The following is a 25715-nucleotide window of genomic DNA, read 5'->3' as shown; positions in this document are numbered from 1 at the left end:
CGCTATGTCCAGAATTCGCCTTGATCTCGTTGTCTTCGTCGCCGGTCTGCTCGCTGTGGGCTGGATCGGCGTCGGCTATGTCGCGTCGAACCCGCTGGCGGCGGCCGTCACGCTGCTGATCGCCGCGTGCTACGTCGCCGGCGCATGGGAACTGCTGCGCTACCGGCAGGCCACCGCCACGCTGTCGCGCGCGGTCGCCGGCCTGACCGAGCCGCCCGCGACGCTCGACACGTGGCTCGACACGCTGCACCCGGGCCTGCGCGGCGCCGTGCGCGCGCGGGTCGAAGGCGCGCGCGTCGCGCTGCCGGGCCCGTCGCTCACGCCTTACCTGGTCGGCCTGCTCGTGCTGCTCGGCATGCTCGGCACGCTGCTCGGGATGGTCGTCACGCTGAAGGGCACGGGCGCCGCGCTCGAAAGCGCGACCGACCTCGACGCGATCCGCGCATCGCTGATCGCGCCGGTGAAGGGCCTCGGGTTCGCATTCGGCACGTCGATCGCCGGCGTCGCGACGTCCGCGATGCTCGGGCTGCTGTCCGCACTGGTGCGCCGCGAGCGGATCGACGCGGCCCAGCAGCTCGACGTGAAGATCGCGACGACGCTGCGCGTGCATTCGTCCGCACACCAGCGCGACGAATCGTTCCGGCTGCTGCAGCGCCAGGCCGACGTGATGCCGGCGCTGGTCGACCGGCTGCAGACGATGATGACGACGCTCGAGGCGCGCAGCGTCGCACTGCACGATCGCCAGATCGAGAGCCAGCAGGCGTTTTTCGACCGGACCGAGCGCGCGTATGCGGGCCTCGCGTCGAATGTCGGCGACGCGCTGAAGGAAAGCGCCGCCGAAAGCGCGCGCGTGGCCGGTGCCGCGCTGCAGCCGGTCGTCGCCGCGACGATGACGGGGCTCGCGCAGGAGATGGCCGCGCTGCGCGATACCGTGACGGGCGCCGTGCAGCGTCAGCTCGACGGGCTGACGGACGGCTTCGAGAAGACCACCGGCAACGTGACGGCCGTCTGGAACCGTGCGCTCGACGAACAGCGCCGCGCGGGCGATGCCGTCGCGCAGCAGCTGCAGACGACGCTCGGCCAGTTCACCGACACGTTCTCGCAGCGTTCGACGGACCTGCTCGACGGCGTGGCGACGCGCCTCGAATCGACTGAAAGCCGCCTGTCGGACGCGTGGCGCGATGCGCTGTCGCGCCAGGAGCAGGTGGGCGAGACGCTGGCCGGCCAGCATGCGCGCGCGCTGGGCGAGGCTGCCGCGACGTTCGAACGCCATTCGAGCGCTGCGCTTGCCGCGATGCGCGAGTCGCACGCGGGGCTGCAGGCCGACCTGGCGGCGCGCGACGAGCAGCGCATCGCCGCGTGGAACGATTCGATGGCCGCGCTGGCCGCTAAGCTCGGCGACGAATGGCAGCGCGCCGGCGCGCACAGCGCAGGCCGCCAGCAGGAAATCTGCGACGCACTGGCGCAAACGACGCGCGATCTCACGGCACAGGCTTCGACGTTCGAACGACGCTCGAACGAGTTGCTGTCGACGATCCGCGATTCGCACACGGGCCTGCAGACGCAACTGGCTGCGCGCGACGAAGAACGCCTGTCAGCATGGAACGATTCGCTGGCCGCGATGGCCACAAAGCTCGGCGACGAATGGCAGCGTGCAGGCGTGCACAGTGCGGGCCGTCAGCAGGAAATCTGCGACGCACTCGCACAAACGACGCGCGATCTCACCACGCAGGCATCGACGTTCGAACAACGCTCGAACGAGTTGCTGTCGACGATCCGCGATTCGCACACGGGCCTGCAGACGCAACTGGCTGCGCGCGACGAGGAACGCCTCGCCGCATGGAACGACTCGCTGGCCGCGATGGCCACGAAGCTCGGCGACGAATGGCAACGCGCAGGCGTGCACAGCGCGGGCCGTCAGCAGGAAATCTGCGATGCACTCGCACAAACGACGCGCGACCTGACCGCACAGGCATCGACGTTCGAACAACGCTCGAACGAACTGCTGTCGACGATCCGCGACTCGCACACGGGCCTGCAGACGCAACTGGCTGCACGCGACGAAGAACGGCTCACTGCGTGGAACGACTCGCTGGCCGCGATGGCCACGAAGCTCGGTGACGAATGGCAGCGCGCAGGCGTGCACAGCGCGGGCCGTCAGCAGGAAATCTGCGACGCACTCGCACAAACGACGCGCGATCTGGCCGCACAGGCATCGACGTTCGAACAACGCTCGAACGAGTTGTTGTCGACGATTCGCGATTCGCATGCCGGCCTGCAGACGCAATTGTCCGCGCGCGACGAACAGCGCCTCGCGGCATGGAACGACTCGCTCGCCGCGATGGCTGCCGCGCTGCGCGACGAATGGGCGCAGACGACCGCGCAGGCCGCGACGCGCCAGCAGGACATCTGCGACACGCTGGCCCGCACCGCGAACGACATCACCGCGCAGGCGCAGGTGCACGCGAGCGACACGATCAACGAGATCGCGCGTCTCGTGCAGGCTGCGTCGGAGGCGCCGAAGGCCGCGGCCGACGTCGTCGCCGAGCTGCGCCAGCGCCTGTCCGACAGCCTGGTGCACGACACCGCGATGCTCGAGGAGCGCAGCCGCCTGCTCGCGACGCTCGAAACGCTGCTCGGCGCGGTCAACCACGCATCGACCGAACAGCGCACCGCGATCGACGCGCTCGTCAGCACGTCGGCCGACCTGCTCGACCGCGTCGGCGCGCGCTTCAACGACACCGTCGATGCCGAAACGCGCAAGCTCGACTCGGTGGCCGCGCAAGTCACGGCGGGCGCGGTCGAGGTCGCGAGCCTCGGCGACGCGTTCGGGATGGCCGTACAGGTATTCGGCGAGTCGAACGACAAGCTGCTGACCCATCTGCAACGCATCGAGGCCGCGCTGGAGAAGTCGCTCGCGCGCAGCGACGAGCAGCTCGAGTACTACGTCGCGCAGGCGCGCGAGGTGATCGACCTGAGCATGATGTCGCAGAAGCAGATCGTCGAAGACCTGCAGCAGCTCGCCGGCCGGCGGGCGAGCGTCGGAGCGTAACGCATGCACGACGAAATCGACGGCGGCGCGTCCTCCGCGCCGGTATGGCCCGCGTTCGCCGACCTGATGTCGGTGCTGCTCGGCGCGTTCGTACTGATCCTCGTCGGCGTGATCGGCATGCAGCTTCAGCTCACGTCGAAGCTCGAGGAAGCCGTGCGCGCGCGCCAGCAGGAGGCGCAGCAGCGCAAGTCGCTCGAGCAGGCGCTTGCCGGGCCGCTCGCGGCCGGCCGCGTGACGCTCGTGAACGGCCGCATCGGCATCAGCGGCAACGTGCTGTTCGCATTGAATTCCGACCAGTTGCAGCCTGCGGGCCGCGACCTGCTGAAGACGCTGGCCGCGCCGCTGGGCGCGTACCTGAAGACGCGTGACGAGATCCTGATGATCAGCGGCTTCGCCGACGACCAGCAGGTGCATGCGGGCAACCGCCAGTTCGCGGACAACTGGGAGCTGTCGGCCAAGCGCGCATTGACGGTCACGCGTGCGCTGATCGACGCCGGCGTGCCGGCGTCGTCGGTGTTCGCGGCTGCGTTCGGCTCCGAGCAGCCAGTCAGCTCGAATGCGGACGATGAAGGCCGCGCGAAGAACCGTCGCGTGGAGATCGCGCCGGTACCGCGCAAGTCGGCTTCGAACGGAGGGAAGGCGAAGTGACCGGCGACGCGACGGACGTTCGCGCGACGCTCGACGCATGGCGCGAGCAGGGCGCCGACCGGTTCGATCCGGTACGCTTTCACAGGATCGACGCGCTCGAACGGCGCGCGGCCGCGCTAGAAGGCGATGCGCGCGCGTTGCTCGACGCGCGGTTGGCGACGTTGCTCGAAGGCTTTGCGGAGGTCGTTGCGCGCGCCGGTGAAACGGCAACGGCAAGCGGCGCGGCAGGTGCGCCCATGCGCGGCGCGCTGGCGGAACTCGTCGAGCGGCTCGCGCGCGATGCGCAGGTCGACCGGCGCGGCCTCGATCCCGAGCTGGTCGACTACTTCCGCACGATATGGTCGAAGGCCCGCACGGAGCAGCAGTACCGTCAGTCGCTCGACCAGGTGCCGCGCAACGCCGGGCCGCTCAATTCGAACAGCCTCGTGCACCGGTCGCTCGCGACGATGCGCGAGTTGTCGCCTGCTTATCTGCAGCAGTTCCTGTCGTATGTTGACGCGCTCGCGTGGCTCGAGGATCTCGCCGGCGGCGGTGCGCAGCCCGAGAAGGAAGCGCCGCGCGCGAAGACGGCCAAACCGGCGAGGAAGGTGACGCGCGCCAAGGCGCGGTAACGCCGCGCGCTCACGAACGAACGCGGGTTGCTACCGGCCCGGTTCTGCCTCATGGATTGCCGTGCGCAGTGCGTGCAATGCATCGGCCAGCGCCGACGCGAACGGCGGATGCGCGGCGATCCCCGCCGCGTCGAGCTGGCTCCCGAGGATCGGCAGCGTGATCGACGCACGCTCGACGATGTTCGCCGACATCACCGACAGCGTTTCCCGCAGCGCCGCGTCCGCATGCGTCGCGCGCGGCGACGCATTCAGCACGGCGACCGGCTTGTACACGACGGCCTCGCATCCCACGATCCAGTCCAGCGCATTCTTCATCACGCCCGTGACGCCGTGCGCGTATTCCGGGCTGGCGATCAGCAGGCCGTCGGCGGCATTCACGCGGTCGATCAGGTCGCGCACCGCGGCGGGCGACGGATATTCGGTATCGGGATTGAACAGCGGGAATTCGCCGAGACGATCGAAGCGCATGATGCGCATGCCGCGCGGCGCGACGAGCGCGGCCGCATCGAGCAGCGCGGCGTTGTACGACTGCGCGCGGAGGCTGCCGCACAGCGCGATGATGTCGATGTGGCGGTCGGAGTCGGTTCGGGAATCGGTGGTCATCGATGGGCGTGTCGGTTGGCGCGTGGCGCAGCAGTGAGCGTCGCGCGGGTCGCACGGATTATCGCACCGGTGTTCGGGCGGCACCGGCCATCCCCGCCGCGCGCGCGAATTCCCCGATCTCCCATCCATGACCGAGCATCAGCCGCCGCGTATGCAGCGCGCCATGCACGTCGTCGGCGACGGTTTCGCCGAGATAACGCAGCGCACGCCCGTCGATATCGACGAAGCCGTGCCGGTAATCCTGCGCGAGCGCCGTCCACAATTGCGCGGCGCCGATCGACTGGCGCGCGCCGCTGATCAGGCACAGGCCCGCGTCGAGCCCCCAGCGATACAGCGTCGTCGCGAGCCCCTTGCGTTGCGCGGACCCGCGCAGCCGCGTATGCGGCGCGCGCAGGTAGCGGTCGGCGCGGCGCGGGATTTCGGGCAGGCGGTTGAATACCGTATAGCCGGCGAGCTGGCGCGCGGCCGGATCTTCGACATACAGGAAGTACTCGCCGTCCGCCTCGCGGTGGCGGACGATCAGGCCGGAGCGGCCGAGCGCGACGGCCGGCAGGCCGTACAGGCGATGGCCGGGCTGGTGGAGACGCGCGTAGAGCGTGTCGAGTTCATCGTCGATGTCGTGCTGGGAATGCTGTACGTCGATACGCATGGCAAAGGTCGCCCGTCCCGGGCGGTCCGAGAAAGTGGTTCATCGCAAACGGGGAAAGGAATGGCTGCGGCCCCCGGGCTCGGCGAAGCGAGCCGGGGCCGCGAATCAGCTGGGGATGTGCTGGAAACCGGCGGCGATCGCGGCGAGGCCCGCGATGCAGAGTGCGAACAGGATCAGGACTTTGTGGATCACGTCTCTCTCCTCATGAATGCGCGGCGCCGACGGGCGGCATCGCGGAGACGGTGAGCGGCGGGCACGGCCCGCGCGGCCGTCGTGCGGGACGACGGTCGAAGGTCCGGGCGGCAGCGCGCGGGTCGGGCGCTGTATCGCACGCGGACGGGCAGCACCATACGCGACGTGATTACGGCGGGCAATCGGACTGGGGGAGAAAAGCGACGAAAGGCGGGGAATCGCGTCGTTTCGCGACAATTGGCCGCATGAGCGTGTGCCGCCGCCTGAGCGGAGGGCGACGCGGGCCGGCCTGACAGCCGCCGCCGGGCCGTGCCCACGCGGCTGGTGCCGCCCGGTCGAACCGACTACACTGCGCAGTCAACGCACACCGCAAGGATTCCTCCATGGGAGCCGGCCCGTCCACGGATCGCTAAGCCGCAACGACCTTCGTCAACCGGTCGTTGCGGCGATCTCCCGTTGTCCCTCGCTGACCAGGCAGATCGCCGCCAGATTCCCTTTTCTGAGCGGATGCCTCGTCATGCCTGAACAATCCACGCCCGTCTGGGCTTATTCGTTGCCGTCGGCGCTGCTGTTGATGGCGCCTTTCGATCTCCTCGCTTCGCTGGCGATGGACGTTTACCTGCCGGTGATCCCGGAGATGCCGTCCGCGCTGGGCACGTCGCCGGCCATCGTCCAGTTGACGCTGAGCGTCTACATGGTCGTCCTCGGCCTGGGCCAGATGCTCTTCGGCCCGTTGTCGGACCGCGTCGGCAGACGGCCGGTGGTGCTCGGCGGTGCGCTGTGTTTTGCGGCGGCTTCGCTGGCACTTGCGATGGCCACCGGCGGCGGTCTGTTCGTCGCACTGCGCGTGCTGCAGGCGCTGGGCGCGTCTGCCGCGCTCGTCGCCACGTTCGCGACCGTTCGCGATGCCTACGCCGATCGCCCTGAAGGCCGCGTGATCTACAGCCAGTTCGGCGCGATGCTGGCGTTCGTGCCCGCACTGGGCCCGCTGCTCGGCGCGGCCATCGCGACGGCCTGTGGATGGCGCGCGATCTTCGCGACGCTCGGCCTGCTGGGGCTGCTCGCGTGCGGCCGTGCGTGGCCACGCTGGCACGAAACGCGGCCGCGGACGGCGAACCGGCAAGGGCCGTCCGTCGCATCGATTCTCGGCAGCCGGCCCTTTCAGGTTCATACGCTCGCGTTTGCCGCCGCGATGGGGGCGTTCTTCGTGTTCTTCTCCACCGCGCCGCGCGTGCTGGTCAGCGGGGCGGGCTATTCCCGCGAGGCGTTCAGCGTGGCCTTTGCGACCGTCGCGATCGTGATGGTCGTCGCGTCGCGCTTCGCAGGGACGTTCGTGTCGAGGTGGGGCGAGGCGGGCTGCGTTGCGCGAGGGGCATTCACGATGATGACGGGTGCGATCGTGCTGGCCGTCTGTACGGTCCTGGCGACGCCGTCGTTCGCGACGTTCGTGATGCCGATGTGGCTGGTAGCGGTCGGTATCGTGCTGATGTCGTCGGTGTCCGCGAACGGCGCGCTGCGCGATTTCGGCGATGCCGCCGGCAAGGCGGTTGCGCTCTACTACGCGGTGCAGGGCGTGATCGTCACCGGCGTGGGCACGCTCGCGACGCTGGTCTTCGACGGCGCTACCGCATGGCCGCTGGCGGCCTGCTGCTTCGGTATGGGCCTCGCGAGCTTCGTCGCGATCCAGGGGCTGACGCGTGCGACCGGTCGCACGCGTGACGGGCGCGACAGCAGCGTCTCGTTCGACTGAGCATGCGCGCAGCGACGCGCTGTGGTGTCGGGCCGCGCGGCGCTTCGATGAAGTGGCGGGGCGGCTAGCTCCGCCTTTTGCCACGGTATCAGGCCGGCGCGCGCTGCCCGAATGCCTGTTTGATCCGCGCGAACAGCCCGTGTTGCTCGATCCATTCGGCATACGCGCGATAGTCGGGATCGCGCATCAGGTGGCGCTCTTCCGTCTTCGCCCGCGTGTAGTAGATCAGGTTGACCGCGACGAGCCCCGCGCAGTGCATGAGCCCGACCTGCCAGCCGAGCGGCTCGACGAACGGCACCGACACCATCCAGTACGACAGGTTCTTCGTGATGTACGCCGGATGCTTCGTGAAGCGGTACGGGCCCGACGTGATGATCCCGCGGTTGGTGAGGTTCGAGAAACGCAGCCCGAACGAGATCGTGCACAGCGCGTACGTGAGCAGCAGCAGGATGATCACCGCGCCCCAGATCATGCGCAGCGTCGGCGCCGACAGCAGCCAGGTGTCCCAGAACATCGAGCCCTGGTAGCGGATGTAGTTGTTCGAGAACAGCGACCAGAACGGCTGGTAGCACACCAGCGCGGCCACCCAGCCGAGCGTCGTCGGTTCGACGGTGCGCACGTGGCTGTCGAGGATGCGGAACGTGCACAGGTAGCCGACGGTGCCGAACATCAGGTCCATCGTGAACGACAGGTCGTACATGAACATGAACGTCGCGATCGTCATCGGCGCGTGCATCGCGTTCGCGAGCGACGCGCTCAGGTGATCGGCGTCCTTCGACAGATAGACGGTCATCAGCGGCAGGAAGAACGCCTTCACGCCCCAGCCGGCCAGCATCTCGCGCACCGGCTTCCAGCTCGCGGGCTGCTCGCGGCGGAACAGGAAGCGGCCCCACAGCAGGTACGCGTCGTCGGTCTCGCGCTGGTGGCGGTCCATCCACGCGAAGTAGAACGGCGCGGCGACGATCACGTACGGTGCGAGCGAGCGCAGCAACGACCAGAACGGCAGATAGAACGCGCCGTGGTATTCGGGCAGCAGCCAATAAATGATGCCGATGCCCGCGTAGACCGACGCGAGCGCGCCGAGCCGCGTCGCGACGCGCGCGATGCCGAGCGGCCGGACGGCCTGTCTCGACAGCCCCGCGCTCGGGCGCAGGTAGGCGCGCGAGATGAAGAGTTCGTGCAGCGCGATCGTGCCGATGATCGCGAGGCTCGCGATGACCGCGCGCGCGGCCGCGTCGAGACCCGGCTGGTCGCGCGTGATCCACAGCGCGAAGAGGCCTGCCGTGATGCCGAGCAGGCCGGCCCGCAACGGCGTGGCGGAACGGGGCGGGCGGTCCTGGACCGCGGCGATGCCGTCGATGGTGGAGTTCATGATCGAGTCCTCGTCGGGATGAGGGCCGGCGCCCCCGCTTGGCGGGTGACGCCGGCCGTCGGCCGGGCTATGTATGGATGCGCGCCCGGCCACTGGCCTGTCGTTCTGATACGTGATGCGTCGAACCTTACTTCTTGGTGCCGCCGCCCAGCAGTCCGCCGAGCAGGTTGGTCACCGGCGACAGCAGGTTGCCGCTGCCGCCCGCGCCGGCGCCGGTGGAGCCGCCGGTCAGGCCGGTCACCACGGAGCCGCCGCCGCCCGGCGTCGTCGCCGTGCCGCCTGCACCGCCAGTGGCACCCGCCGAACCGGACGGCGTCCCCAGCGCACCCGTGACCGTGCCGACCGGGCCGTTCGTCAGCACCCCGCCGAGCGTGCCCGACACGTTGCCGCCCGGCGTCGTGACGGTGCCGGTCAGGCTCGCGCCGAGCGGCGTCAGCGAGTTGACGAGGTTGGTGACCGGTGCGAGCAGAGCGCCGAGACCTGCGCCACCCGTGCCGCCGGTCCCGCTCGTTCCGCCTGTGCCGCTGGTCCCGCCGGTGCCGCTCGAACCGATGCCGCCGAGTGCGCCCGTCACCGACCCGAGCAGGCCGGTGATCGGGGCGAGCGGGTTGGTGCCGCTGCTGGAGCTGCTGCTGCCGCTGTACAGGAGACCGCCCGTCGAGGTCACCGTGTTGCCGAGCTGGTTGACGCTGCCGCCGACACCGTCGCCGACCGGGTTGCCGGTCGCGCCGCCGACCTTCGTGCCGGCGAGGCCCAGGCCGCTGCCGAGCGTGCCGAGGAGGCCGCTGAGCGGTGCGCCGAGCAGCGTCGCGTTGCCGAGCGTTTGGGTGACGCCCGGCGTCGTGACGCCGCCGGTCAGCGTATTCGTGATCGGATTGATCGCCTTGCCGAGCTGTGTTTCGAGCTGCTGGACCGGCGAGCTGTTCAGTGCCGTGTTCAGCGCCGATGCGGTTGAATTGACCGCCGTGCCGACCGTGTTGACGAGACTGCCAACCAGCGTCGTCGCCGGTGCGAGCGGCGACAGCGGACCGGTGCCGAGGCTCGTCACGGCATTGCCGAGGTTGTTGACCGCACCACCGGCGCCGGTCAACAGGCCGGTGGTCGACGTGAGCGTCGGCCCGAGCGGGTTCGCTGACACGCCGATCGAGCCCAGGCCGGCCGCGATGCCGTTGCCGAGCGACTGCACGCCGTTGCCGAGGCTGCCGACCGCGTTGCCGACACTGGTGGCCGTCGTCGGGTTCGTGCCGGGGATCTGCACGCCGCCGATCTGAGCGCCGCCGTTCACGACCGTCGTGCCGAGCGCCGTCACGAGGTTGCCGGATTTCTGCAGGACGTTGCCGAGCGGGGTGACGCCGGTGCCGGAGCTGGAGGTGCCCGAACTGGAGGTGCCGGAGCTGGAGGTACCCGAGCTGGACGTGCCGGAGCTGGACGTACCCGAGCTGGAGGTGCCGGAGCTGGAGGTGCCTGAGCTCGAAGTACCGGAGCTGGAGGTGCCCGAGCTGGACGTACCGGAGCTGGACGTACCGGAGCTGGAAGTACCCGAGCTGGAAGTACCCGAGCTGGACGTACCCGAGCTGGACGTACCCGAGCTGGAGGTGCCCGAGCTGGACGTACCGGAGCTGGAGGTGCCCGAGCTGGAAGTACCGGAGCTGGAAGTACCCGAGCTGGAAGTACCCGAGCTGGAGGTGCCGGAGCTAGACGTACCCGAGCTGGAAGTACCCGAGCTGGAGGTACCCGAGCTGGAGGTACCGGAGCTGGAGGTACCGGAGCTGGAGGTACCGGAGCTGGAGGTACCGGAGCTGGAGGTGCCGGAGCTGGAGGTGCCGGAGCTGGAAGTACCCGAGCTGGAAGTACCGGAGCTGGAGGTGCCCGAGCTGGACGTACCGGAGCTGGAAGTACCCGAGCTGGACGTACCGGAGCTGGACGTACCGGAGCTGGACGTACCGGAGCTAGACGTACCCGAGCTGGACGTACCGGAGCTAGACGTACCCGAGCTGGAAGTACCAGAACTGGAACTGCCCGACGTGCCGGACGATCCCGAAGTCCCGGAGCTCCCCGACGTACCCGAAGTCCCCGAGCTGCCGCCCGTCCCGGACGTGCTCGGCTTGATGGTCGGCGGGGTCGTCGGTCCGTCGACCGAGCCGCAGCCGTACAGCGCGAGCAGCGATGAGACGGCCATCGTTACCGTCGTCTTCTTGAAGAGATTGTGCATGTTGCCCTCGACATTGGAAGTGTGTCCCAGGCCATCTCTGCAAATTCCGCGCCATGACAGGTTCCGCGAAACGGTGTCGCGATTTGTTGCGGGAATTGGGAATATCGATGCGATTTAAACGCAATTAGAGCGGTTTCGCGCGACAGGGGCCCACGGTGCGCCAACGTCGGAGCCGCGATGTTCCCGTCAGGCGCCGTAACGCGCGACGGGATGTTACGTAGCGTTCGACCGCCCGTTACGCGAACGGCCGCGAACCGAGGGCCGCGTCTTTGACGAAATGCGCCGTCCCGCTGAACATGGCGCGAAATCCCCCGGTCGCCGGCGGCGCGGCAGCGGCCACGACTCCAACCACCAGGACACCGACATGAGCGAACAGGACAGGGAATTCGGCAAGGCGCGGCGGATCGACGTGATGGGCCCGGCGTTCGTCGATCGCGCGATGCGCGACCTCGACGGGTTTTCGCGGCCGCTGCAGAACTGGCTGAACGAGCACGCGTGGGGCAGCACGTGGCAGCGGGGCGGAATCGACCTGAAGACGCGCAGTCTGTGCACATGCGCGATGCTGGCGGCGCTTGGCCGCAGCACGGAACTGAAGGGTCACATTCGCGGCGCGCTCAACAACGGCGCGAGCCTCGTCGAGATTCGCGAGGTGTTGCTGCACAGCGCGCTGTACGCGGGCGCGCCGGCCGCGGTCGAGGCATTCCGCAGTGCGCGGGAGGTGATATCGGAGCTCGGGCTGTCGGTGCCCGACGACGAAGCCTGATTCCGCGCCGGCGCCGGCGGCACGGCACGGAATCAGGCCCTGTTACGCGGTCTCGGCTTACGCGATGCGTGCCGACGGTGCGGCCACCTCGGCCGGCGCGGCGGCGACTTCGAGCAGCCAGTCGGCGGTGGCTTCCGGAATCGTGACCGGCAGCATGTGCCCGCCCTCGACGACCTTCAGCCGCACGCGCGCCGATTTCTTCGCGAGCGCTTCGCCGTGGTCGCGCCAGTTCAGGATCGGATCGGCGCGGCCGTATAGCACGTCGACCGGCAGCGCGAGCTCTGCATAGCGACGCTCCATCGCGGGCAGGTCGACCGGCGCCGACAGCAGGTCGGTCGCCGTCGCGTAAAACACGTGCGGGCGCATCCCGAGCAGCCCGCCGCCCTTGACCGGGAAGTCGCGCGGCACGTCTTCCGGCGCGAACACCTGGCGTACGGCCTTGCGGCCGGTCAGGATCGTCAGCGGAATCGCGAAGGTCCACGATACGAAGCGGCGCACCAGCGGCGACGGCAGCATCAGCGGCTTGAACGGCGCCGGCGGCTCGCTCTGCTCGTGCGACAGCGGCGCGATCAGCGCGAGGCGGCTCACGCGGTCCGCATGATTGAGGCCGACCGCGAGCGCGATCGCGCCGCCGAGCGAGTGGCCGACGAGCACCGGCTTGTCGAGCTTCAGCGCGTCGATGAACGCGGCGACGATGCGGGCCTGCGCGAACACGTTCGCTTGCGAACCCGCGCCGCGGAGCGAGCGGCCGGCGCCCGGCCGGTCGATGAGGATCACGCGATGCTGCTGCGCGAGCCGCGCGAGCGGCAGGTACGCGAAATTGCGCAGTTGCCCCGCGAGCCCGTGGACGAACACGATCGGCGGGCCGTTGCCGTATTCGACGTAGTGGATGCGGTCGCCGCCGATGTCGACGAAGCGGCCTTCGGGCGGAAACGCGCGCGTCACGCGGCGGGCCACGTAACCGGTAAACAGCGCGAGCGCGGCGAGCGCCGCGACGACGCCGAGCAGCACGTTCTGGATCAGATGGAGCGTAGGGGTCATGTCGGCCTCAGCGGGTTTCGAGTGCGGGTTCGGCAACCGGCGCCGTGGCGGCCGGGCCGGCTTTCGCGCGGCGTTCGAACTGCATCGCCGAATCGGCGAGTCCGCTGAACTTCAGCGATGCGAGATCGAGCACGTAGTTCTGGTGGAATTTCCACGGCTTGCTGTGCCCCTGCTTCGGCAGGATGCCGGCCGCGCGCTGGATGTAGCCCGAGCTCAGGTTGACGGCCGGCACGTTGCCGAGATCGCCGGCGCCGAGCCGCGGCACGCACGTGTCGTAGCCGTTCGCGCGCATGTGGTTGAGCAGCCGGCACACGTAGCGCGCGATCAGCTCGGCCTTCAGCGTCCACGATGCATTCGTGTAGCCGAACGACGATGCGAGGTTCGGCACGTTGCTGTACATCATGCCCTTGTACGACACGGTATCCGGCAGGTCGACCGCGCGGCCGTCGACGGTGACGCGCGCGCCGCCGAGCATCTTCACCTTCAGCCCGGTCGCGGTGACGATCACGTCCGCGTCGAGCTGCTGGCCGCTCTTCAGCTTGAGGCCGGTCGGCGTGAAGCGCTCGATCTCGTCGGTGACGATCGACGCGCGGCCCGAGCGGATCGCCTTGAACAGGTCGCCGTTCGGCACGAGGCACACGCGCTGGTCCCACGGCATGTAGCGCGGCGTCAGGTGCTTCGCGACGTCGAAGCCGGGGCCGACCTGCTTGCTGGCCGCGCGGATGATGAACTGCTTCGTCCGGTCGGGCTTGCGGCGCGACACGTTGTACAGGTACATCGTCAGCAGCACGTTCTTCACGCGCACGAGCCGGTGCGCGAGCCGCGACGGCAGCACGCGGCGCAGCGCGTTCGCGATCTTGTCGCGCGCGGGCAGCGACACGATGTAGGTCGGCGAGCGCTGCAGCATCGTCACGTGCTGCGCGTCGGCCGCCATCGACGGCACGAGCGTGACGGCCGTCGCGCCGCTGCCGATCACGACCACGCGCCGGTTCGCGTACGACAGGTCCTTCGGCCAGTGCTGCGGATGCACGAGCTTGCCTTCGAACGTGTCCATCCCGGCCCAGTCGGGCAGGTAGCCGGCGTCGTAGTCGTAATAGCCGCTGCACATGAACAGGAAGCGGCAGGTGTACACGAGCGTGTCGGTCGCGCCGTCCCGCGTGCGCTCGATGCGCACCGTCCAGCGTGCGCGGTTCGAGTCCCAGTCGGCTGCAACCACCTTCTGGCCGTAGCGGATCGTCTTGTCGATGCCGTATGCGCGTGCGGTGTCGCGGATGTAGTCGAGGATCGTCTGGCCGTCCGAGATCGCCTTGTCGCTGTGCCACGGCCGGAAGCTGTAGCCGAGCGTGAACATGTCGGAATCCGAACGGACGCCCGGATAGCGGAACAGGTCCCAGGTGCCGCCGATCGCGTCGCGCGCCTCGACGATCGCCACGCTCGCATACGGGCAGCGCTGCTTCAGGTGATAGGCCGCGCCGATGCCGGACAGGCCGGCGCCGACGATCAGCACGTCGAGGTCGTTGCCGTCCTGGCGGGCGCCGGGGGCGGGCGGCGCGTCGCGCCGGTCGGTCGTCGTCGAGGTCATGCGGGGTCCTTGGTCGGCGTGGTCGGGAGCGTGGCCGGGGCATGCGCGCGTTCAAGGTTGCGGGCACGGGCGCGGCGCACGTGGCGCAGCATCAGCCACTGGTAGCCGGCGCCGAGCAGGCGCGCGATCCGGTCGAGCCGGCGCGCGTCGGCGCCGACTAGCACGCGGCGCGCATTGCGCTCGACACCCGCGAGGATCTGCCGCGCGGCATCGTCGGCCGTCGTCGCGTTGATCAGGCGGTTTGCCTGGCGGCGATGGGTCGCTTCGTCCTGGCCCGTGAGCGCATGGATGCTGGTGTCGACGCGGCCCGCATCGACGATGCTCGTCGCGACGCCGCCCGGATGCACGCAGGTCGCGCTCACCGGCGCGCCGTCGAGTTCGAGCTCCATTCGCAGCGCCTCGGTGAAGCCGCGCACCGCGAACTTGGTCGCGTTGTACGCGCTTTGGGTGGGCATTGCGACGAGGCCGAACAGGCTCGACGTGTTGACGATGTGCCCGTCGCCCGACGCGCGCAGATGCGGCAGGAACGCCTGCGTGCCGTGCACGACGCCCCAGAAGTTGATGCCGACGATCCATTCGATGTCGGCGATGCGCGCGGTCTCGGCGCTGGCGGCCAGCGACACGCCCGCGTTGTTGAAGACCAGGTTGACCTTGCCGTGCTCGGCGCGTACGAAATCGGCCCACGCAAACACCGCGTCGCGGTCGGCGACGTCGAGTCGCCGCGTGCTCACGCGCACGCCGTGCTGCGCGCAGGCGGCCGCCGTGCCGGCGAGCCCGACGTCGTTGACGTCGGCGAGTGCGACCTCGCAGCCGCGCCGCGCGAGCTCGACCGCGAGGCTGCGGCCCATGCCCGAACCGGCGCCCGTGATCGCGGCGACCTTGCCGGAAAACCCCTTCATCCGTCGTTCCCTCCCGTTCCGCTTGCGCTGTACCGGCGGCGCATCTATTGTGGTGTTGTTCGTCACCACTTTAGTTTTCGGGTGTCCTGATGTCAAATAGCGGAATGGAGAAAGCACTCGAAACGGAAAAAACGGGAAAAAGGGGCCGGTCGTATGGTGGCGTGGCGCCCGAGGTGCGGGCCGCGGAGCGGCGTGACGCGCTGATCCGCGCGGCGACGCGCGTGTTCGGCACGGTCGGGTTCCGCAAGGCGACCGTGCGGTCGATCTGCCAGGAAGCGAAGCTGAATGATCGCTATTTTTATGCGGCGTTCGACAGCACCGAGGATTTGCTGCGCTGCACCTACCTGCATCACGCGCAGCAGTTGCACGAAGCGGTCGCGCGGGCGGTGGCCGAGCGCGGCGGCGATTTGCACGAGAGCGTCGATGCGGGACTCGCCGCGTTCTTTACGTTCCTGCGCGACCCGTGCGCGGCGCGCGTGCTGCTGCTCGAGGTGATGGGCGTGAGCGCGGACACCGACATGACCTACCAGCGCATGCTGATCGACTTCGGCAAGCTGATCACGGCGATCGGCGTGCCGCGCGAAGCGGCGACGCCGGCGGAGCGCACCGAGCAGCGGTTGATCGGGCTCGCGCTCGTCGGCGCGATGACGAACGTCGGCGCGGCGTGGCTGCTCACCGACTATCGCGATCCGGAGGCGCAGATGGTCGCGAGTTGCAGGAAGGTGCTGCTGGGGACGCTGCGGGAGATCGGGTAATCGGAAGGCATCGCGCTTTCGCAACGCCGGTCGAAAATGAAAAATAAAGCGATAGCGCGCCGGGTGTCGTGTCGTTTTCCTGCTTGATTTAATCGCCTGTTGCATAAATTAAATGCGGCGATTTTTTGTTGGGAAACCAGTCTAAATAAATTTCATTGTTTTCAATTCTGATTTCATATGTCGATGAATTGATGAAAACGATGTGGATGGAATAAAAAGCGACGCAATGCGAATTTCAGTTCGCATTGCGCCGATCGTGGCGCGAACATCATCGCGCCCCAGGCACGCTTGATCTGTTGCCGTTGGCCGTCTAGACGCGGATCACCGGCGTGGTTCCCCACGAAATTGCGGCGCTTCGCATTTCAGACTCCTTGATTGAATAAAGCAGGGAATTGAAACGTTTCGGTCAACGCAAATCAGTGTATTGCTGGGAACAAGATTAGTAGAAAAACGGGAAGTGCAATAACTGATTTTTGGAAAAATAAAGGGCGCATTCGTTTTGAATGAGAAAGCCCGTGGAAAGGATATTGGAGGTGAGTTAAAGGGACGGGATCGCAGGCGAGCACGCCGGACCGGCCGGCTATCCGGAATCAGCGGCTCGTGTGTTTCGCTCGTGTCGCACCCACCGGCGCCCCCGGCGTCTCCCCGATCCTCGCCTTCATCGCGTCGACGAACGCCCGTACCTTCGGCGAAGGCAGCCGCGTCGACGGATATACCGCGTGAATCCCGGCCGGCGCCGAGCGCCATGCCGGCAGCAGCCGCACGAGCCGGCCCGCCGCGACGTCGTCGGCGGTCGAGAAATCCGTCAGCAGCCCGAAGCCGCCGCCCGCGAGCACGATCGCGCGGCACGCGGTGGCGGTGTTCGACACGATCGGCGCGACGCAGCGCACGGAAGCGGTGTTGCCGTTCGCGTCTTCCAGTTTGACCGTATGCGCGTGCGGCAGCGACGACAGCATCACGAACGGCAGCGCGGCGATCGCATCCGGATCGTGCGGCCGCCCATGGCGCGCAACGAACGCGGGGCTCGCGACCAGCCATTTCTCGTACGTGCCGAGCTGCACCGCCCGATAGTTCGAATCGGCGAGGCGGCCGATGCGGATCGCGACGTCGAGGTTGTCCGCGACGAGATCGACCACGCGGTCGTTCGCGACGAGTTCGACATCGAGCCCCGGATGCCGGTCGCGCAAGGCGACGACGGCAGGCGCGACGACCAGCGCGCCGTAGTCGATCGGCACGCTCACGCGCAGTGTGCCGCGCAGCGGCCCCGCATCGGACGACACCGCATCGAGCGCGCTTTCGGCGGCGCGCACGATGTCGCGGCACGCGTCGTAGAACGCCCGCCCCGCATCGGTCACGCTCAGCCGCCGGGTGGTGCGCACCAGCAGGTTCGCGCCGACCTCGGATTCGAGGCGCTGCATGTGCATGCTGACGACCGTCTTCGCCAGGCCGAGCCGCTCGGCCGCGGCTGTCAGCGACCCGGCGTCGACCACCGCGACGAAGATCGCCAGCCGGTTCAGGTTCACGTCGCGCAGATCGGCCATCGTCGATTGTCCTGTATAAAAGGATAATGTTTCCGCGATTATCCGTCTTCTGGTGACGAACGGCGAGCGCTACGCTGCGGTTGTGCGTCGCCGATTCCCGGCGGCGCGAGATTCCGGAGCGTTTCCATGTCTGCCGCCAACAAGCCTGCTTCACCGATCCGCGTCTATTCGTTCCTGCTGTCCGGGCACGCGCATCGCGTGCGGTTGTTCCTGTCGCTGCTCGGCCTGCCGTCCGAGACCGTCGACGTCGATCTGGCCGCCGGCGCGCAGCGCGAACCGGCGTTTCTCGCGCTCAATCCGCTCGGGCAGGTGCCCGTGATCGACGATGGCGGCACGGTGATCGCCGATTCGAACGCGATCCTCGTCTACCTCGCGAAGCGCTACGGCGACGCGCACTGGCTGCCCGACGATCCGGCTGGCGCGGCGGTCGTGCAGCGCTGGCTGTCGTATGCGGCGGGGCCGATCGCATCGGGGCCGGCCGCCGCGCGGCTCGTGACCGTGTTCGGCGCGCAGCTCGACCCGGAGGCCGCCAAGCGCACGGCGGCCAAAGTGCTCGACGTGATCGACCGCGAACTGGCCGGCAAGCCGTTTGCCGCCGGCGCGCAGCCGACGATCGCCGATATCGCCGCGTATTCGTACATCGCGCACGCGCCGGAGGGCGGCGTGTCGCTCGAACCGTATCCGCACGTGCGTGCGTGGCTGGCGCGCATCGAGGCGCTGCCGGGCTTCGTCGCGATGCCGACGACGCGCGTGGGCCTGCTCGCCGCGTAATACCGACCGAAGCCGAGCCTGTTCAGGGAGAACGCGATGAATGCCCCGACTGTCCCGACCGCCGTCGTACCGGGCTGGGAACTCGACACCGCGCCGTTTCACGCGGGCGAGCTCGCCGTGCAGCAGCGCGCGGGCGTGACGGAGGCCGCGGGTTCGGCCGGCCGGCGCGGGATCCGGCGCTTCATGCCGGACCAGCACCGGACGTTTTTCGCGCAACTGCCGTTCTTCGTGCTCGGCGGCGTCGATGCGCACGGCCAGCCCTGGGCGACGCTGCGGGCCGGCGCGCCGGGGTTCGTGACGTCGCCCGATGCGCGCACGCTGCGCATCGCGTCGCGCGCGCTGCCGGGCGATCCGCTGGCCGGCGCATGGCAGCCGGGTGTGCCGCTCGGCGGCCTCGGGATCGAATTCGATACGCGGCGGCGCAATCGCGTCAACGGCGTCGTGCGCGCGGTCGACGGTGACGCGCTGACGATCGCGGTCGAGCAGAGCTTCGGCAACTGTGCGAAGTACATCCAGGGGCGCAAGCCGACGTTCGTCGCACGGGAAGCCGATGCGTCCGCCGAGCCGGACGTGTCGGATGCGTTGAACGATGCGGATCGCGCGCTGCTGGCGCAGGCCGATACGTTCTTCGTCGCGAGCGCGAACACGTCGGCGGATGCGGGCGTCGCGCGCGGCGCGGACGTGTCGCATCGCGGCGGGATGCCGGGCTTCGTGCGCGTCGAAGATGCGCACACGCTGACGACGCCGGATTTCAGCGGCAACCGCTTCTTCAATACGCTCGGCAACCTGCAGCAAGATCCGCGCGCGGGGCTGCTGTTCATCGATTTCGACCGCGGCGACCTGCTGTATGTGGCCGCGCGCGCCGAGATCGTGTGGGACGGGCCGCTCGTCGCGTCGTTCGACGGCGCGCAGCGAGTCGTGCGGTTCCATGTGCGGGAAGTGCGGCGCATGCGCGCGGTGTTGCCGTTCCGGTGGTCGGCGGTCGAGCGTGCGCCGCAGTTCGCGGCGGTGGAGGCGGGTGTCGGTGCAAACGCAAACGCAAACGCAGGCGTGGTGATGGTGGTGCCGTCCGCATCCGTACCCGAATCGGCATCCGAAGCAGCATCTGCATCTGCGTCAGAATCGGCATCGGCATCGGCATCGGCATCGGCATCGGCATCGGCATCGGCATCGGCGATCGCACCGGCACCTGCATGGCGCTCACTGCGCATCGCAAGGATCGTCGACGAAGCGCGCGCGATCCGCTCGTTCTATTTCGAACCAGTGGACGGCGGCGTGCTGCCCGCCTACGAAGCCGGGCAGCACCTGACGCTGCGCGTCGCGTTGCCGGGCAGTGATTCGCCGGCGATTCGCAGCTACACGCTCTCCGATGCACCGGGCGGTACGCATTACCGGATCACCGTGAAGCGCGAAGGGCGCGTCTCGGCGTGGCTGCACGATCATGCGCACGCTGGCATGACGCTCGACGCGCAGATGCCGCGCGGCCGCTTCACGTTCGATCTCGCGAGCCCGCGCCCGGCCGTGCTCGTGTCGGCCGGTATCGGCATCACGCCGATGGTCGCGCTGCTGCGCCGCGCGCTGACCGACGCGCAACCGTCGCGCCGCGTGGTGTTCGTGCACGGTGCGCGTGAAGCAGCCGATCGACCGTTCGCGGAGGAACTGGCGCGCGTCGCGGCCGTCGACGCGCGCTTGTCGCTCCACTGGTTCGACAGTCATCCTCACGAAGGCTCGGCGGCACATGCCGGCCGCATCGACATCGCGCAACTGAAACGGATCCTTTCGTTCGACGATTACGATTTCTACCTCTGCGGCCCGTCGGCGTTCATGCGCGACTTGTACGACGGATTGCGCGCGCTGAATGTGCCGGACGAACGCATCCGTTTCGAGGCATTCGGGCCGTCGAGCGTGGCACGCAGCGCGACGCGCACGCCCGCCACGCCGGCCGCGGCGAGCGTGCCGGTCGTCTTCCGGCGCACCGGCCGCGAAGCCGCGTGGACGCCCGCCGACGGCTCCTTGCTCGAATTCGCGGAAGGGCAGCGCGTGGACGTGCCGTCCGAATGCCGCTCCGGCTCATGCGGCACGTGCGCGACGCGCGTGCTGTCCGGTGCGGTCGACTACGAGCAGGCGCCCGATGCACCGGTCGCCCCCGGTTGCGCGCTGCTGTGCGTCGCGCGGCCCGCGCAAGGGACGGAACCGCTCGTGCTCGACCGCTGACGCACCCTGCGACATGCCGCCGCAGACGGCCTGCTGCGCGAAAAGCGCGCACAACTGCTTCTTTTTTCGGATGCCGGTCGGATCGACGATAGCGTCAACCGATAGATGAAAGGAGCGCAATCATGAAACTGCTCGGCATGATCAAACTGGTCCTGTGGAGTTTCTTCGGCGTACGCAACAGCAAGGCGCACGCAACCGATCTCGCGAACGCCAACTTCACGATGCTGCCATTCGTGGCGATCATCCTCGCGGTGCTCGTCGGCGCGGTCATCTATGGCGTTGTGCACCTGGTCGTCGATCCGACGGTGACGATGCAGGGGTTCTGACCGGACGGCCGCCGGATCGCGAGCGGGCGAACGTTCTCGCTCCGGTTTCCGGCCGTATGGCCGGCGCGTAACGGCGCCGGTCACTGAGGCGGCGCGCACGACGCAAGTCACGCGTCCATCGGCACCGTCGTCGTGCCGCGCGAATCGCGCTGTCCCCATTCCCGCCTTCCCCGCCTTCCGTTTCGCCCGATTCCAGGTCAGTCAGCCCCGCCCGGGGTAAAATGCGCGCCGCGCCGCGATGTCGCGCGCGACGGGCACGCCGCCGTTCCAGCGAACGGTGCGCGCAAGTGCGTCGCGCCCGCACCGAGGCGTTCGAAGCGTCCCCCCGCACGACAAGACCGCGCGATGCAGCCGGCCACCCGACACGCCCCCGACGAACCCGTCGACGGCCGCGTCGGTTCCCGGTGCATCACCTGAATCCGATGTCCCATCCTGCGTCTTCCCGACCGAGCGGCCCGCTTGCGTGCCGCATAGTCCGGTTCGTCTGATGAATGTCGCGCGCGGGCACGCTTCGCAGCTTCGTAACGGGTTTCGACAGGTCGAGTGGCGAGTTTTCCATCCAGAACAATGACGGTGAATAGAACAACAGCGTCGCCCGCACGGTGGCGGCGCGCGAAAGTCGGGCTTGGCGTCGGTCTCGGCATCACGCTTTTCGCGGCCCAGGCCGCCGCGGCGCAGGGCGATACGCCGGCGCCGGACGCCGACGCAGCCGGCAGCGCGACGCTGCCGACGATCACGGTGAGCGGCGAGCGCGGCAACGCGCTGCGCGTACGCAACGCGTCGGTCGCGGGGCTCGACGACACGCCGCTGCGCGACACGCCGGCGTCGGTGAGCGTCGTCACGCGCGCGCAGCTCGACGACCAGCAGGCGAAGCGGTTGAGCGACGTCGTGCGCAATGACGCGTCGGTCGTCAACGACTATGCGCCGGTCGGCTATTTCGAAGGCTTTGCGATCCGCGGCTTCCCGGTCGATCTCGCGAGCGCGATCCGGATCGACGGGCTGACGGTGTCCGGCGAGCAGAACGTGCCGCTCGAGAACAAGGAGCGCGTCGAGATCCTGAAGGGGCTCGCCGGCATCGACAGCGGCGTCGTCGCGCCGGGCGGCGTGATCAACTTCGTGACGAAGCGCTCGGCGAACGTCGCGAGCGTGACGGGCGGCGTCGACAGCCGCGGCTCGACGTCGGCGGCCGTCGATCTCGGCCGCCGCTTCGGCCCCGACAATCAGTTCGGCTTCCGGATCAATGCCGCGAAGGAGAACATGCACTCTTACATCGACGGCACGAACGGACGGCGTACGTTCGGCTCGATCGCCGCCGACTGGGACATCAGCCCGCGTGCGAGCCTGCAGCTCAACGCCGAATTCCAGCAGTGGATCCAGCGTTCCGCGCCCGGTTATCAGCTGCTCGGCGGCACCGTCGTACCGTCGGTCAAGACGACGTCGAAGGCGCTTGGCACGCAACCGTGGGCGAAACCGCTGACGACCGACGCGCTGAACCTGAATGCGCGCTTCGACTACCAGTTTAACGACGACTGGAAGGCCTATATCGCCGCCGGCCGCAGCCGCACGATGATCGACGACAACAGCGCGTTCGCGTACGGTTGCTCGTATGCGGCGAGCTGCACGGCCGGCGCGACGTCGCCGTTCTTCTTCGGCGCGAACGGCGACTACGACGTCTACGACTTCCGCAGCCCCGGCGAATATCGTCGCAACGACGACCTGCGTGCGGTCACGACCGGCAAATTCGCGACGGGGCCGCTGCGGCACGAGCTGACGCTCGGCGTGAGCGTGCAGCGTCGCGTCGTGAGCATGGCCGACGCCGTGTACGACATCAGAGGCAGCGAAAACATCTACGGGCCCGACACGACGTTCTCTCCGTCGCCGAATTCGCCCGGCCCGTCGTATCCGCGCCTCGATGCATGGCAGTACGGCGTGTTCGGGCTTGACCGCATCAGCATCGGCGAACACTGGCAGGTGCTCGCGGGCGGCAAGGAAGTGCTGCTGCGCCAGCGCAGCTGGAGCAGCCTCGACGGCGACACGACGCATACCGACCGCTCGGTGTTCCTGCCGCAAGTGGCGCTCGTCTACAAGCCGGTGAACGTGCTGGCGCTGTACGCGTCGTACAGCAAGGCGCTGTCGCTCGGCGACCAGGCGCCCGTGCGCGCGACCAACGCGTATGTGTTCCTGCCGCCGGTCGAATCGCACCAGTTCGAGGTCGGCGCAAAATACGACTGGCTCGACCGGCTGAGCCTCACGGCCGCCGTGTTCTCGATCAGCAAGCCGTTCCAGTTTGCCGACCCGGACGCATCGGGCACGAGTTACACGTTCGTGCAGCGCGGCACGCAGCGGCACCAGGGGATCGAGCTCGGCGCAGCCGGGCGTGTGACCGAGCGCCTGGGGCTGACGGCCAGCGTCGCGGCGATTCGCGCCCGTGCGTACGATTCGGGGTCGCCGGCGTACGAAGGGCACCAGATCATCAACGTGCCGGCGCTGCGCGCGTCGCTGTATGCGGACTACGCGGTGCCGGGCGTCGCGGGGCTGAATGTGATGGGCGGCGTCGAGTACAGCGGGGCCCGCAATGCGAACGAGGAGGGCACCGCGCGCGTGCCGTCGTGGTTCGTGTTCAACCTCGGCGCACGCTATACGACGAAGATCGGCGGCCATCGCACGGTGCTGCGCGTGTCGGTCGACAACCTGTTCAACAAGTTCTACTGGCGCGACGCGGGCGAGCAGCAGGGCGATGCGTACCTGTTCCCGGGTGCGCCGCGCACCGCGCGCGTGTCGTTGACCTATGATTTCTGACCGTCCGGAACCGGCCGCGTGATGTGCGGCCCCGGCAGCCAACCTGGAGAGCACAGACGATGTCCCCACTCGAAATCGCCGGCGTGATCGTCAGCGCGCTTGCGATCTGGCTGACCGCGAAGCGGCGCATGCTGTGCTGGCCGGTCGGGCTCGTGTCGGTCGCGCTGTACGGCTGGATCTTCTTCGACGCGAAGCTGTACTCGGACATGCTGCTGCAGGGCGCGTTCGCGGTGCTGCAGGTGTACGGCTGGCAGCGCTGGCTCGCCCAGCGGGCGAGCGAGGCCGACGGCAGCGCGGCGCCGGCCGGTGATGTCGCACCCGTCACGGGCGTGCGGCCGATGCAGATGCTGCCCGACCTGATCGCGGCCGTCGTCGGCAGCGCGCTGCTCGGCGGCATGATGGCGCGCTGGACCGATGCGGCGCTGCCGTTCGTCGATGCATCGCTGACCGCGTTCAGCCTCGTCGCGCAATACTGGACCGCGCGGCGCTACATCGCGTCGTGGGGGCTGTGGATCGTCGTGAACGTCGTGTACGTCGGGATGTTCGTGTTCAAGGAACTGTATCTGACGGCCGGGCTCTATGCGCTGTTCATCGGGCTGGCCGTCGTCGGCTGGCGCGACTGGAGCCGCACGGCCGCGGCGCTGCGTGCAGCGGCCGGCGGCGCGCTGGCAACAGGCGGCGGCGCGCGCTGATCCACGCGCCGATTCGGATTCAACTACGGAGCAACGTCGTTCATGTCATTCCCCCTCGAGCCGGACGGATCCCTGTCGCGTGACGTCGCGCCGCCGCAATTCGGTGTGGACGGCGAGCAGGCCGAGCGCGACTGGCCGCTGATGACGCACGACGAGGTGGCGGCGGTGCTCGCACGGATCGACGGCGCCGGCGAGCCGGCGCGGCTCACATGGCACAGCCCGCGGCAGTTCGCGGCGGCCGTCCTGGTGCAGATGACGGACGGGCGCGGGCTGTTCGTCAAGCGTCATCACGTGAGCCTGCGCGATGTCGAAGGGCTCGAGGAAGAGCATCGCTTCATCGCGCATCTGCGCGAGCGCGGGATGCCGGTGGTGGACATTCTTGCCGATCGCGACGGTGCGACCGCGTTCGCATCCGGAGACTGGACCTACGAAGTGCACGTACGGGCGCCCGGCGTCGACCCGTATCGCGGCGTGATGTCGTGGCAGCCTTTCACGCATGCTTCGCACGCATACGCGGCCGGCCGCGCGCTGGCCGAGCTGCATCGCGCGTCGGCCGGCTACGATGCGCCGGCGCGGCCCGTGCGGACGCTGCTGTCGAGCTTTCGCGTGCTGTCGTCCGCCGATCTGGCGGGCGCGCTCGAACGCTGGGTCGACGCGCAGCCGCTGCTCGTGCGCGCGCTCGGTGCGCGTGACTGGCGCGGCGACGTGGCCGACGCGATCGGCCCGTATCACGCACGTCTCGTGCCTTTGCTGCCCGCGCTTACCCCGTTGTGGACACATGGCGACTGGCATGCGTCGAACCTGCTGTGGACCGAGGCGGGATCCGGCGCGCAGGTGCGGACCGTGCTGGATTTCGGGCTGTCGGATCGCACCTGCGCGGTGATGGATCTCGCGCTCGCGATCGAGCGCAATACGGTCGACTGGATGGCGCCGGCCGATGCGCGCCGCGTCGAGTATGCGCAGATCGATGCGCTGCTCGACGGGTACGAATCGCTCGAACCGCTGAGCGACGAAGCCTACGCGGCGCTGGTCGCGCTGCTGCCGATCGTGCATACGGAGTTCGCGCTGTCGGAGGTCGCTTATTTCGGCTGCATCATCGATGCGCCAGCCATCGTCGACATCGCGTACGACGGCTACCTGATCGGCCACGCGCGTTGGTTCGGCGAGCGCGACGGACGGCAATTGCTTGATTGGCTCGTGCAGCGCCGGCGGGTGAAGCAAGGGGCCGTTTGATTCCCGAGAC

Annotated in this window: 20 protein-coding genes; 12 read left to right on the top strand and 8 right to left on the bottom strand. The window is 68.6% G+C overall.

Going from position 1 to position 25715, the window contains the following annotated elements; all coding sequences use genetic code 11:
* Window positions 1–4: 4 nt before the first annotated feature.
* Genes CFB82_RS29955 through CFB82_RS29945 form a run of 3 tightly spaced genes read left to right on the top strand, consistent with a single transcriptional unit; the run spans window position 5 to window position 4311 of the window.
* Window positions 5–3052, top strand: coding sequence for a DUF802 domain-containing protein (locus CFB82_RS29955; RefSeq protein WP_089486395.1), 3048 nt, complete (start codon window positions 5–7; stop codon window positions 3050–3052).
* A 3-nt stretch (window positions 3053–3055) separates the two neighbouring features.
* On the top strand, window positions 3056–3700 hold the full coding sequence (locus CFB82_RS29950; RefSeq protein WP_069250901.1) for an OmpA family protein: 645 nt from the start codon (window positions 3056–3058) through the stop codon (window positions 3698–3700).
* Complete coding sequence (locus CFB82_RS29945) at window positions 3697–4311, top strand: DUF2894 domain-containing protein (protein WP_089486394.1); 615 nt, start codon at window positions 3697–3699, stop codon at window positions 4309–4311. Before CFB82_RS29950 ends, CFB82_RS29945 begins: the two co-directional genes overlap by 4 nt.
* A gap of 30 nt (window positions 4312–4341) precedes the next feature.
* Here the strand turns inward: CFB82_RS29945 and CFB82_RS29940 are convergent, their stop codons facing one another.
* A complete protein-coding gene (locus CFB82_RS29940; RefSeq protein ID WP_089486393.1) occupies window positions 4342–4914 on the bottom strand; it encodes an NADPH-dependent FMN reductase in 573 nt (190 codons plus the stop codon).
* A gap of 58 nt (window positions 4915–4972) precedes the next feature.
* Window positions 4973–5563, bottom strand: coding sequence for a histone acetyltransferase (locus tag CFB82_RS29935; RefSeq protein ID WP_089486392.1), 591 nt, complete (start codon window positions 5561–5563; stop codon window positions 4973–4975).
* Between the two features lie 709 nt (window positions 5564–6272).
* Between CFB82_RS29935 and cml the strand changes: the two genes are divergently transcribed.
* Window positions 6273–7505 (top strand): CmlA/FloR family chloramphenicol efflux MFS transporter, encoded by a 1233-nt coding sequence (gene cml, locus CFB82_RS29930; protein WP_089486391.1) that lies wholly within the window; start codon window positions 6273–6275, stop codon window positions 7503–7505.
* An 88-nt stretch (window positions 7506–7593) separates the two neighbouring features.
* On the opposite strand, the gene CFB82_RS29925 is transcribed toward cml, so the two are convergent.
* Window positions 7594–8877, bottom strand: a complete 1284-nt coding sequence (locus CFB82_RS29925; protein ID WP_089486390.1) for an isoprenylcysteine carboxylmethyltransferase family protein — start codon at window positions 8875–8877, stop codon at window positions 7594–7596.
* 127 nt (window positions 8878–9004) lie between these two features.
* Window positions 9005–11089 (bottom strand): collagen-like triple helix repeat-containing protein, encoded by a 2085-nt coding sequence (locus CFB82_RS44710; RefSeq protein WP_441300175.1) that lies wholly within the window; start codon window positions 11087–11089, stop codon window positions 9005–9007.
* Window positions 11090–11453: 364 nt separating this feature from the next.
* On the opposite strand from CFB82_RS44710, the gene CFB82_RS29910 reads away from it, so the two are divergent.
* Window positions 11454–11852, top strand: coding sequence for a carboxymuconolactone decarboxylase family protein (locus tag CFB82_RS29910; RefSeq protein WP_089486388.1), 399 nt, complete (start codon window positions 11454–11456; stop codon window positions 11850–11852).
* Between the two features lie 57 nt (window positions 11853–11909).
* Here the strand turns inward: CFB82_RS29910 and CFB82_RS29905 are convergent, their stop codons facing one another.
* Genes CFB82_RS29905 through CFB82_RS29895 form a run of 3 tightly spaced genes read right to left on the bottom strand, consistent with a single transcriptional unit; the run spans window position 11910 to window position 15374 of the window.
* Entirely contained in the window at window positions 11910–12893 is a 984-nt protein-coding gene (locus CFB82_RS29905; protein WP_089486387.1) for an alpha/beta fold hydrolase, read from the bottom strand.
* A gap of 7 nt (window positions 12894–12900) precedes the next feature.
* Window positions 12901–14475 (bottom strand): flavin-containing monooxygenase, encoded by a 1575-nt coding sequence (locus tag CFB82_RS29900; RefSeq protein ID WP_089486386.1) that lies wholly within the window; start codon window positions 14473–14475, stop codon window positions 12901–12903.
* Window positions 14472–15374 carry an SDR family NAD(P)-dependent oxidoreductase gene (locus CFB82_RS29895; RefSeq protein WP_089486385.1) on the bottom strand — a complete coding sequence of 301 codons (903 nt, stop codon included), beginning with the start codon at window positions 15372–15374 and terminating at the stop codon, window positions 14472–14474. The genes CFB82_RS29900 and CFB82_RS29895 overlap by 4 nt, the downstream gene beginning before the upstream one ends.
* A 104-nt stretch (window positions 15375–15478) precedes the next feature.
* On the opposite strand from CFB82_RS29895, the gene CFB82_RS29890 reads away from it, so the two are divergent.
* Window positions 15479–16129, top strand: a complete 651-nt coding sequence (locus tag CFB82_RS29890; RefSeq protein WP_235986536.1) for a TetR/AcrR family transcriptional regulator — start codon at window positions 15479–15481, stop codon at window positions 16127–16129.
* 590 nt (window positions 16130–16719) lie between these two features.
* Here CFB82_RS29890 and CFB82_RS29885 read toward each other — a convergent pair.
* A complete protein-coding gene (locus CFB82_RS29885; RefSeq protein WP_089486383.1) occupies window positions 16720–17670 on the bottom strand; it encodes a LysR family transcriptional regulator in 951 nt (316 codons plus the stop codon).
* Window positions 17671–17796: 126 nt separating this feature from the next.
* Here CFB82_RS29885 and CFB82_RS29880 point away from each other — a divergent pair, with 126 nt between their 5' ends.
* The 6 genes from CFB82_RS29880 (at window position 17797) to CFB82_RS29855 (ending at window position 25705) form a co-directional block, all read left to right on the top strand.
* Window positions 17797–18441 carry a glutathione S-transferase family protein gene (locus tag CFB82_RS29880; RefSeq protein ID WP_089486382.1) on the top strand — a complete coding sequence of 215 codons (645 nt, stop codon included), beginning with the start codon at window positions 17797–17799 and terminating at the stop codon, window positions 18439–18441.
* A 36-nt stretch (window positions 18442–18477) separates the two neighbouring features.
* Window positions 18478–20655, top strand: coding sequence for a pyridoxamine 5'-phosphate oxidase family protein (locus CFB82_RS29875; RefSeq protein WP_089486381.1), 2178 nt, complete (start codon window positions 18478–18480; stop codon window positions 20653–20655).
* Between the two features lie 122 nt (window positions 20656–20777).
* The gene (locus CFB82_RS29870) at window positions 20778–20981 is read left to right on the top strand and encodes a DUF2970 domain-containing protein (RefSeq protein ID WP_043178166.1); all 204 of its coding nucleotides are present in this window, start codon (window positions 20778–20780) and stop codon (window positions 20979–20981) included.
* Between the two features lie 567 nt (window positions 20982–21548).
* A complete protein-coding gene (locus tag CFB82_RS29865; protein ID WP_089486380.1) occupies window positions 21549–23780 on the top strand; it encodes a TonB-dependent siderophore receptor in 2232 nt (743 codons plus the stop codon).
* 59 nt (window positions 23781–23839) lie between these two features.
* The gene (gene pnuC, locus CFB82_RS29860) at window positions 23840–24472 is read left to right on the top strand and encodes a nicotinamide riboside transporter PnuC (protein ID WP_011356028.1); all 633 of its coding nucleotides are present in this window, start codon (window positions 23840–23842) and stop codon (window positions 24470–24472) included.
* A 42-nt stretch (window positions 24473–24514) separates the two neighbouring features.
* Window positions 24515–25705, top strand: coding sequence for a phosphotransferase enzyme family protein (locus CFB82_RS29855; RefSeq protein WP_089486379.1), 1191 nt, complete (start codon window positions 24515–24517; stop codon window positions 25703–25705).
* Window positions 25706–25715 lie beyond the last annotated feature (10 nt).

Source organism: Burkholderia sp. HI2714 (genome assembly GCF_002223085.1).
GTDB classification, from domain to species: Bacteria; Pseudomonadota; Gammaproteobacteria; order Burkholderiales; family Burkholderiaceae; genus Burkholderia; species Burkholderia lata_D.
The sequence above is the reverse complement of the archived record's forward strand: the minus strand, read 5'-3'. Positions and strand labels throughout refer to the sequence as shown.

What these genes read in the sequence shown, in the direction of transcription:
- CFB82_RS29900 (WP_089486386.1), bottom strand. Translation starts at nt 14,475, where the DNA reads ATGACCTCGACGACGACCGACCGGCGCGACGCGCCGCCCGCCCCCGGC.
- CFB82_RS29935 (WP_089486392.1), bottom strand. Translation starts at nt 5,563, where the DNA reads ATGCGTATCGACGTACAGCATTCCCAGCACGACATCGACGATGAACTC.
- cml (WP_089486391.1), top strand. Translation starts at nt 6,273, where the DNA reads ATGCCTGAACAATCCACGCCCGTCTGGGCTTATTCGTTGCCGTCGGCG.
- CFB82_RS29890 (WP_235986536.1), top strand. Translation starts at nt 15,479, where the DNA reads ATGGAGAAAGCACTCGAAACGGAAAAAACGGGAAAAAGGGGCCGGTCG.
- CFB82_RS29910 (WP_089486388.1), top strand. Translation starts at nt 11,454, where the DNA reads ATGAGCGAACAGGACAGGGAATTCGGCAAGGCGCGGCGGATCGACGTG.
- CFB82_RS29905 (WP_089486387.1), bottom strand. Translation starts at nt 12,893, where the DNA reads ATGACCCCTACGCTCCATCTGATCCAGAACGTGCTGCTCGGCGTCGTC.
- CFB82_RS29885 (WP_089486383.1), bottom strand. Translation starts at nt 17,670, where the DNA reads ATGGCCGATCTGCGCGACGTGAACCTGAACCGGCTGGCGATCTTCGTC.
- CFB82_RS29925 (WP_089486390.1), bottom strand. Translation starts at nt 8,877, where the DNA reads ATGAACTCCACCATCGACGGCATCGCCGCGGTCCAGGACCGCCCGCCC.
- CFB82_RS29855 (WP_089486379.1), top strand. Translation starts at nt 24,515, where the DNA reads ATGTCATTCCCCCTCGAGCCGGACGGATCCCTGTCGCGTGACGTCGCG.
- CFB82_RS29895 (WP_089486385.1), bottom strand. Translation starts at nt 15,374, where the DNA reads ATGAAGGGGTTTTCCGGCAAGGTCGCCGCGATCACGGGCGCCGGTTCG.
- CFB82_RS29865 (WP_089486380.1), top strand. Translation starts at nt 21,549, where the DNA reads ATGACGGTGAATAGAACAACAGCGTCGCCCGCACGGTGGCGGCGCGCG.
- CFB82_RS29940 (WP_089486393.1), bottom strand. Translation starts at nt 4,914, where the DNA reads ATGACCACCGATTCCCGAACCGACTCCGACCGCCACATCGACATCATC.
- CFB82_RS44710 (WP_441300175.1), bottom strand. Translation starts at nt 11,089, where the DNA reads ATGCACAATCTCTTCAAGAAGACGACGGTAACGATGGCCGTCTCATCG.
- CFB82_RS29870 (WP_043178166.1), top strand. Translation starts at nt 20,778, where the DNA reads ATGAAACTGCTCGGCATGATCAAACTGGTCCTGTGGAGTTTCTTCGGC.
- pnuC (WP_011356028.1), top strand. Translation starts at nt 23,840, where the DNA reads ATGTCCCCACTCGAAATCGCCGGCGTGATCGTCAGCGCGCTTGCGATC.
- CFB82_RS29875 (WP_089486381.1), top strand. Translation starts at nt 18,478, where the DNA reads ATGAATGCCCCGACTGTCCCGACCGCCGTCGTACCGGGCTGGGAACTC.
- CFB82_RS29955 (WP_089486395.1), top strand. Translation starts at nt 5, where the DNA reads ATGTCCAGAATTCGCCTTGATCTCGTTGTCTTCGTCGCCGGTCTGCTC.
- CFB82_RS29880 (WP_089486382.1), top strand. Translation starts at nt 17,797, where the DNA reads ATGTCTGCCGCCAACAAGCCTGCTTCACCGATCCGCGTCTATTCGTTC.
- CFB82_RS29950 (WP_069250901.1), top strand. Translation starts at nt 3,056, where the DNA reads ATGCACGACGAAATCGACGGCGGCGCGTCCTCCGCGCCGGTATGGCCC.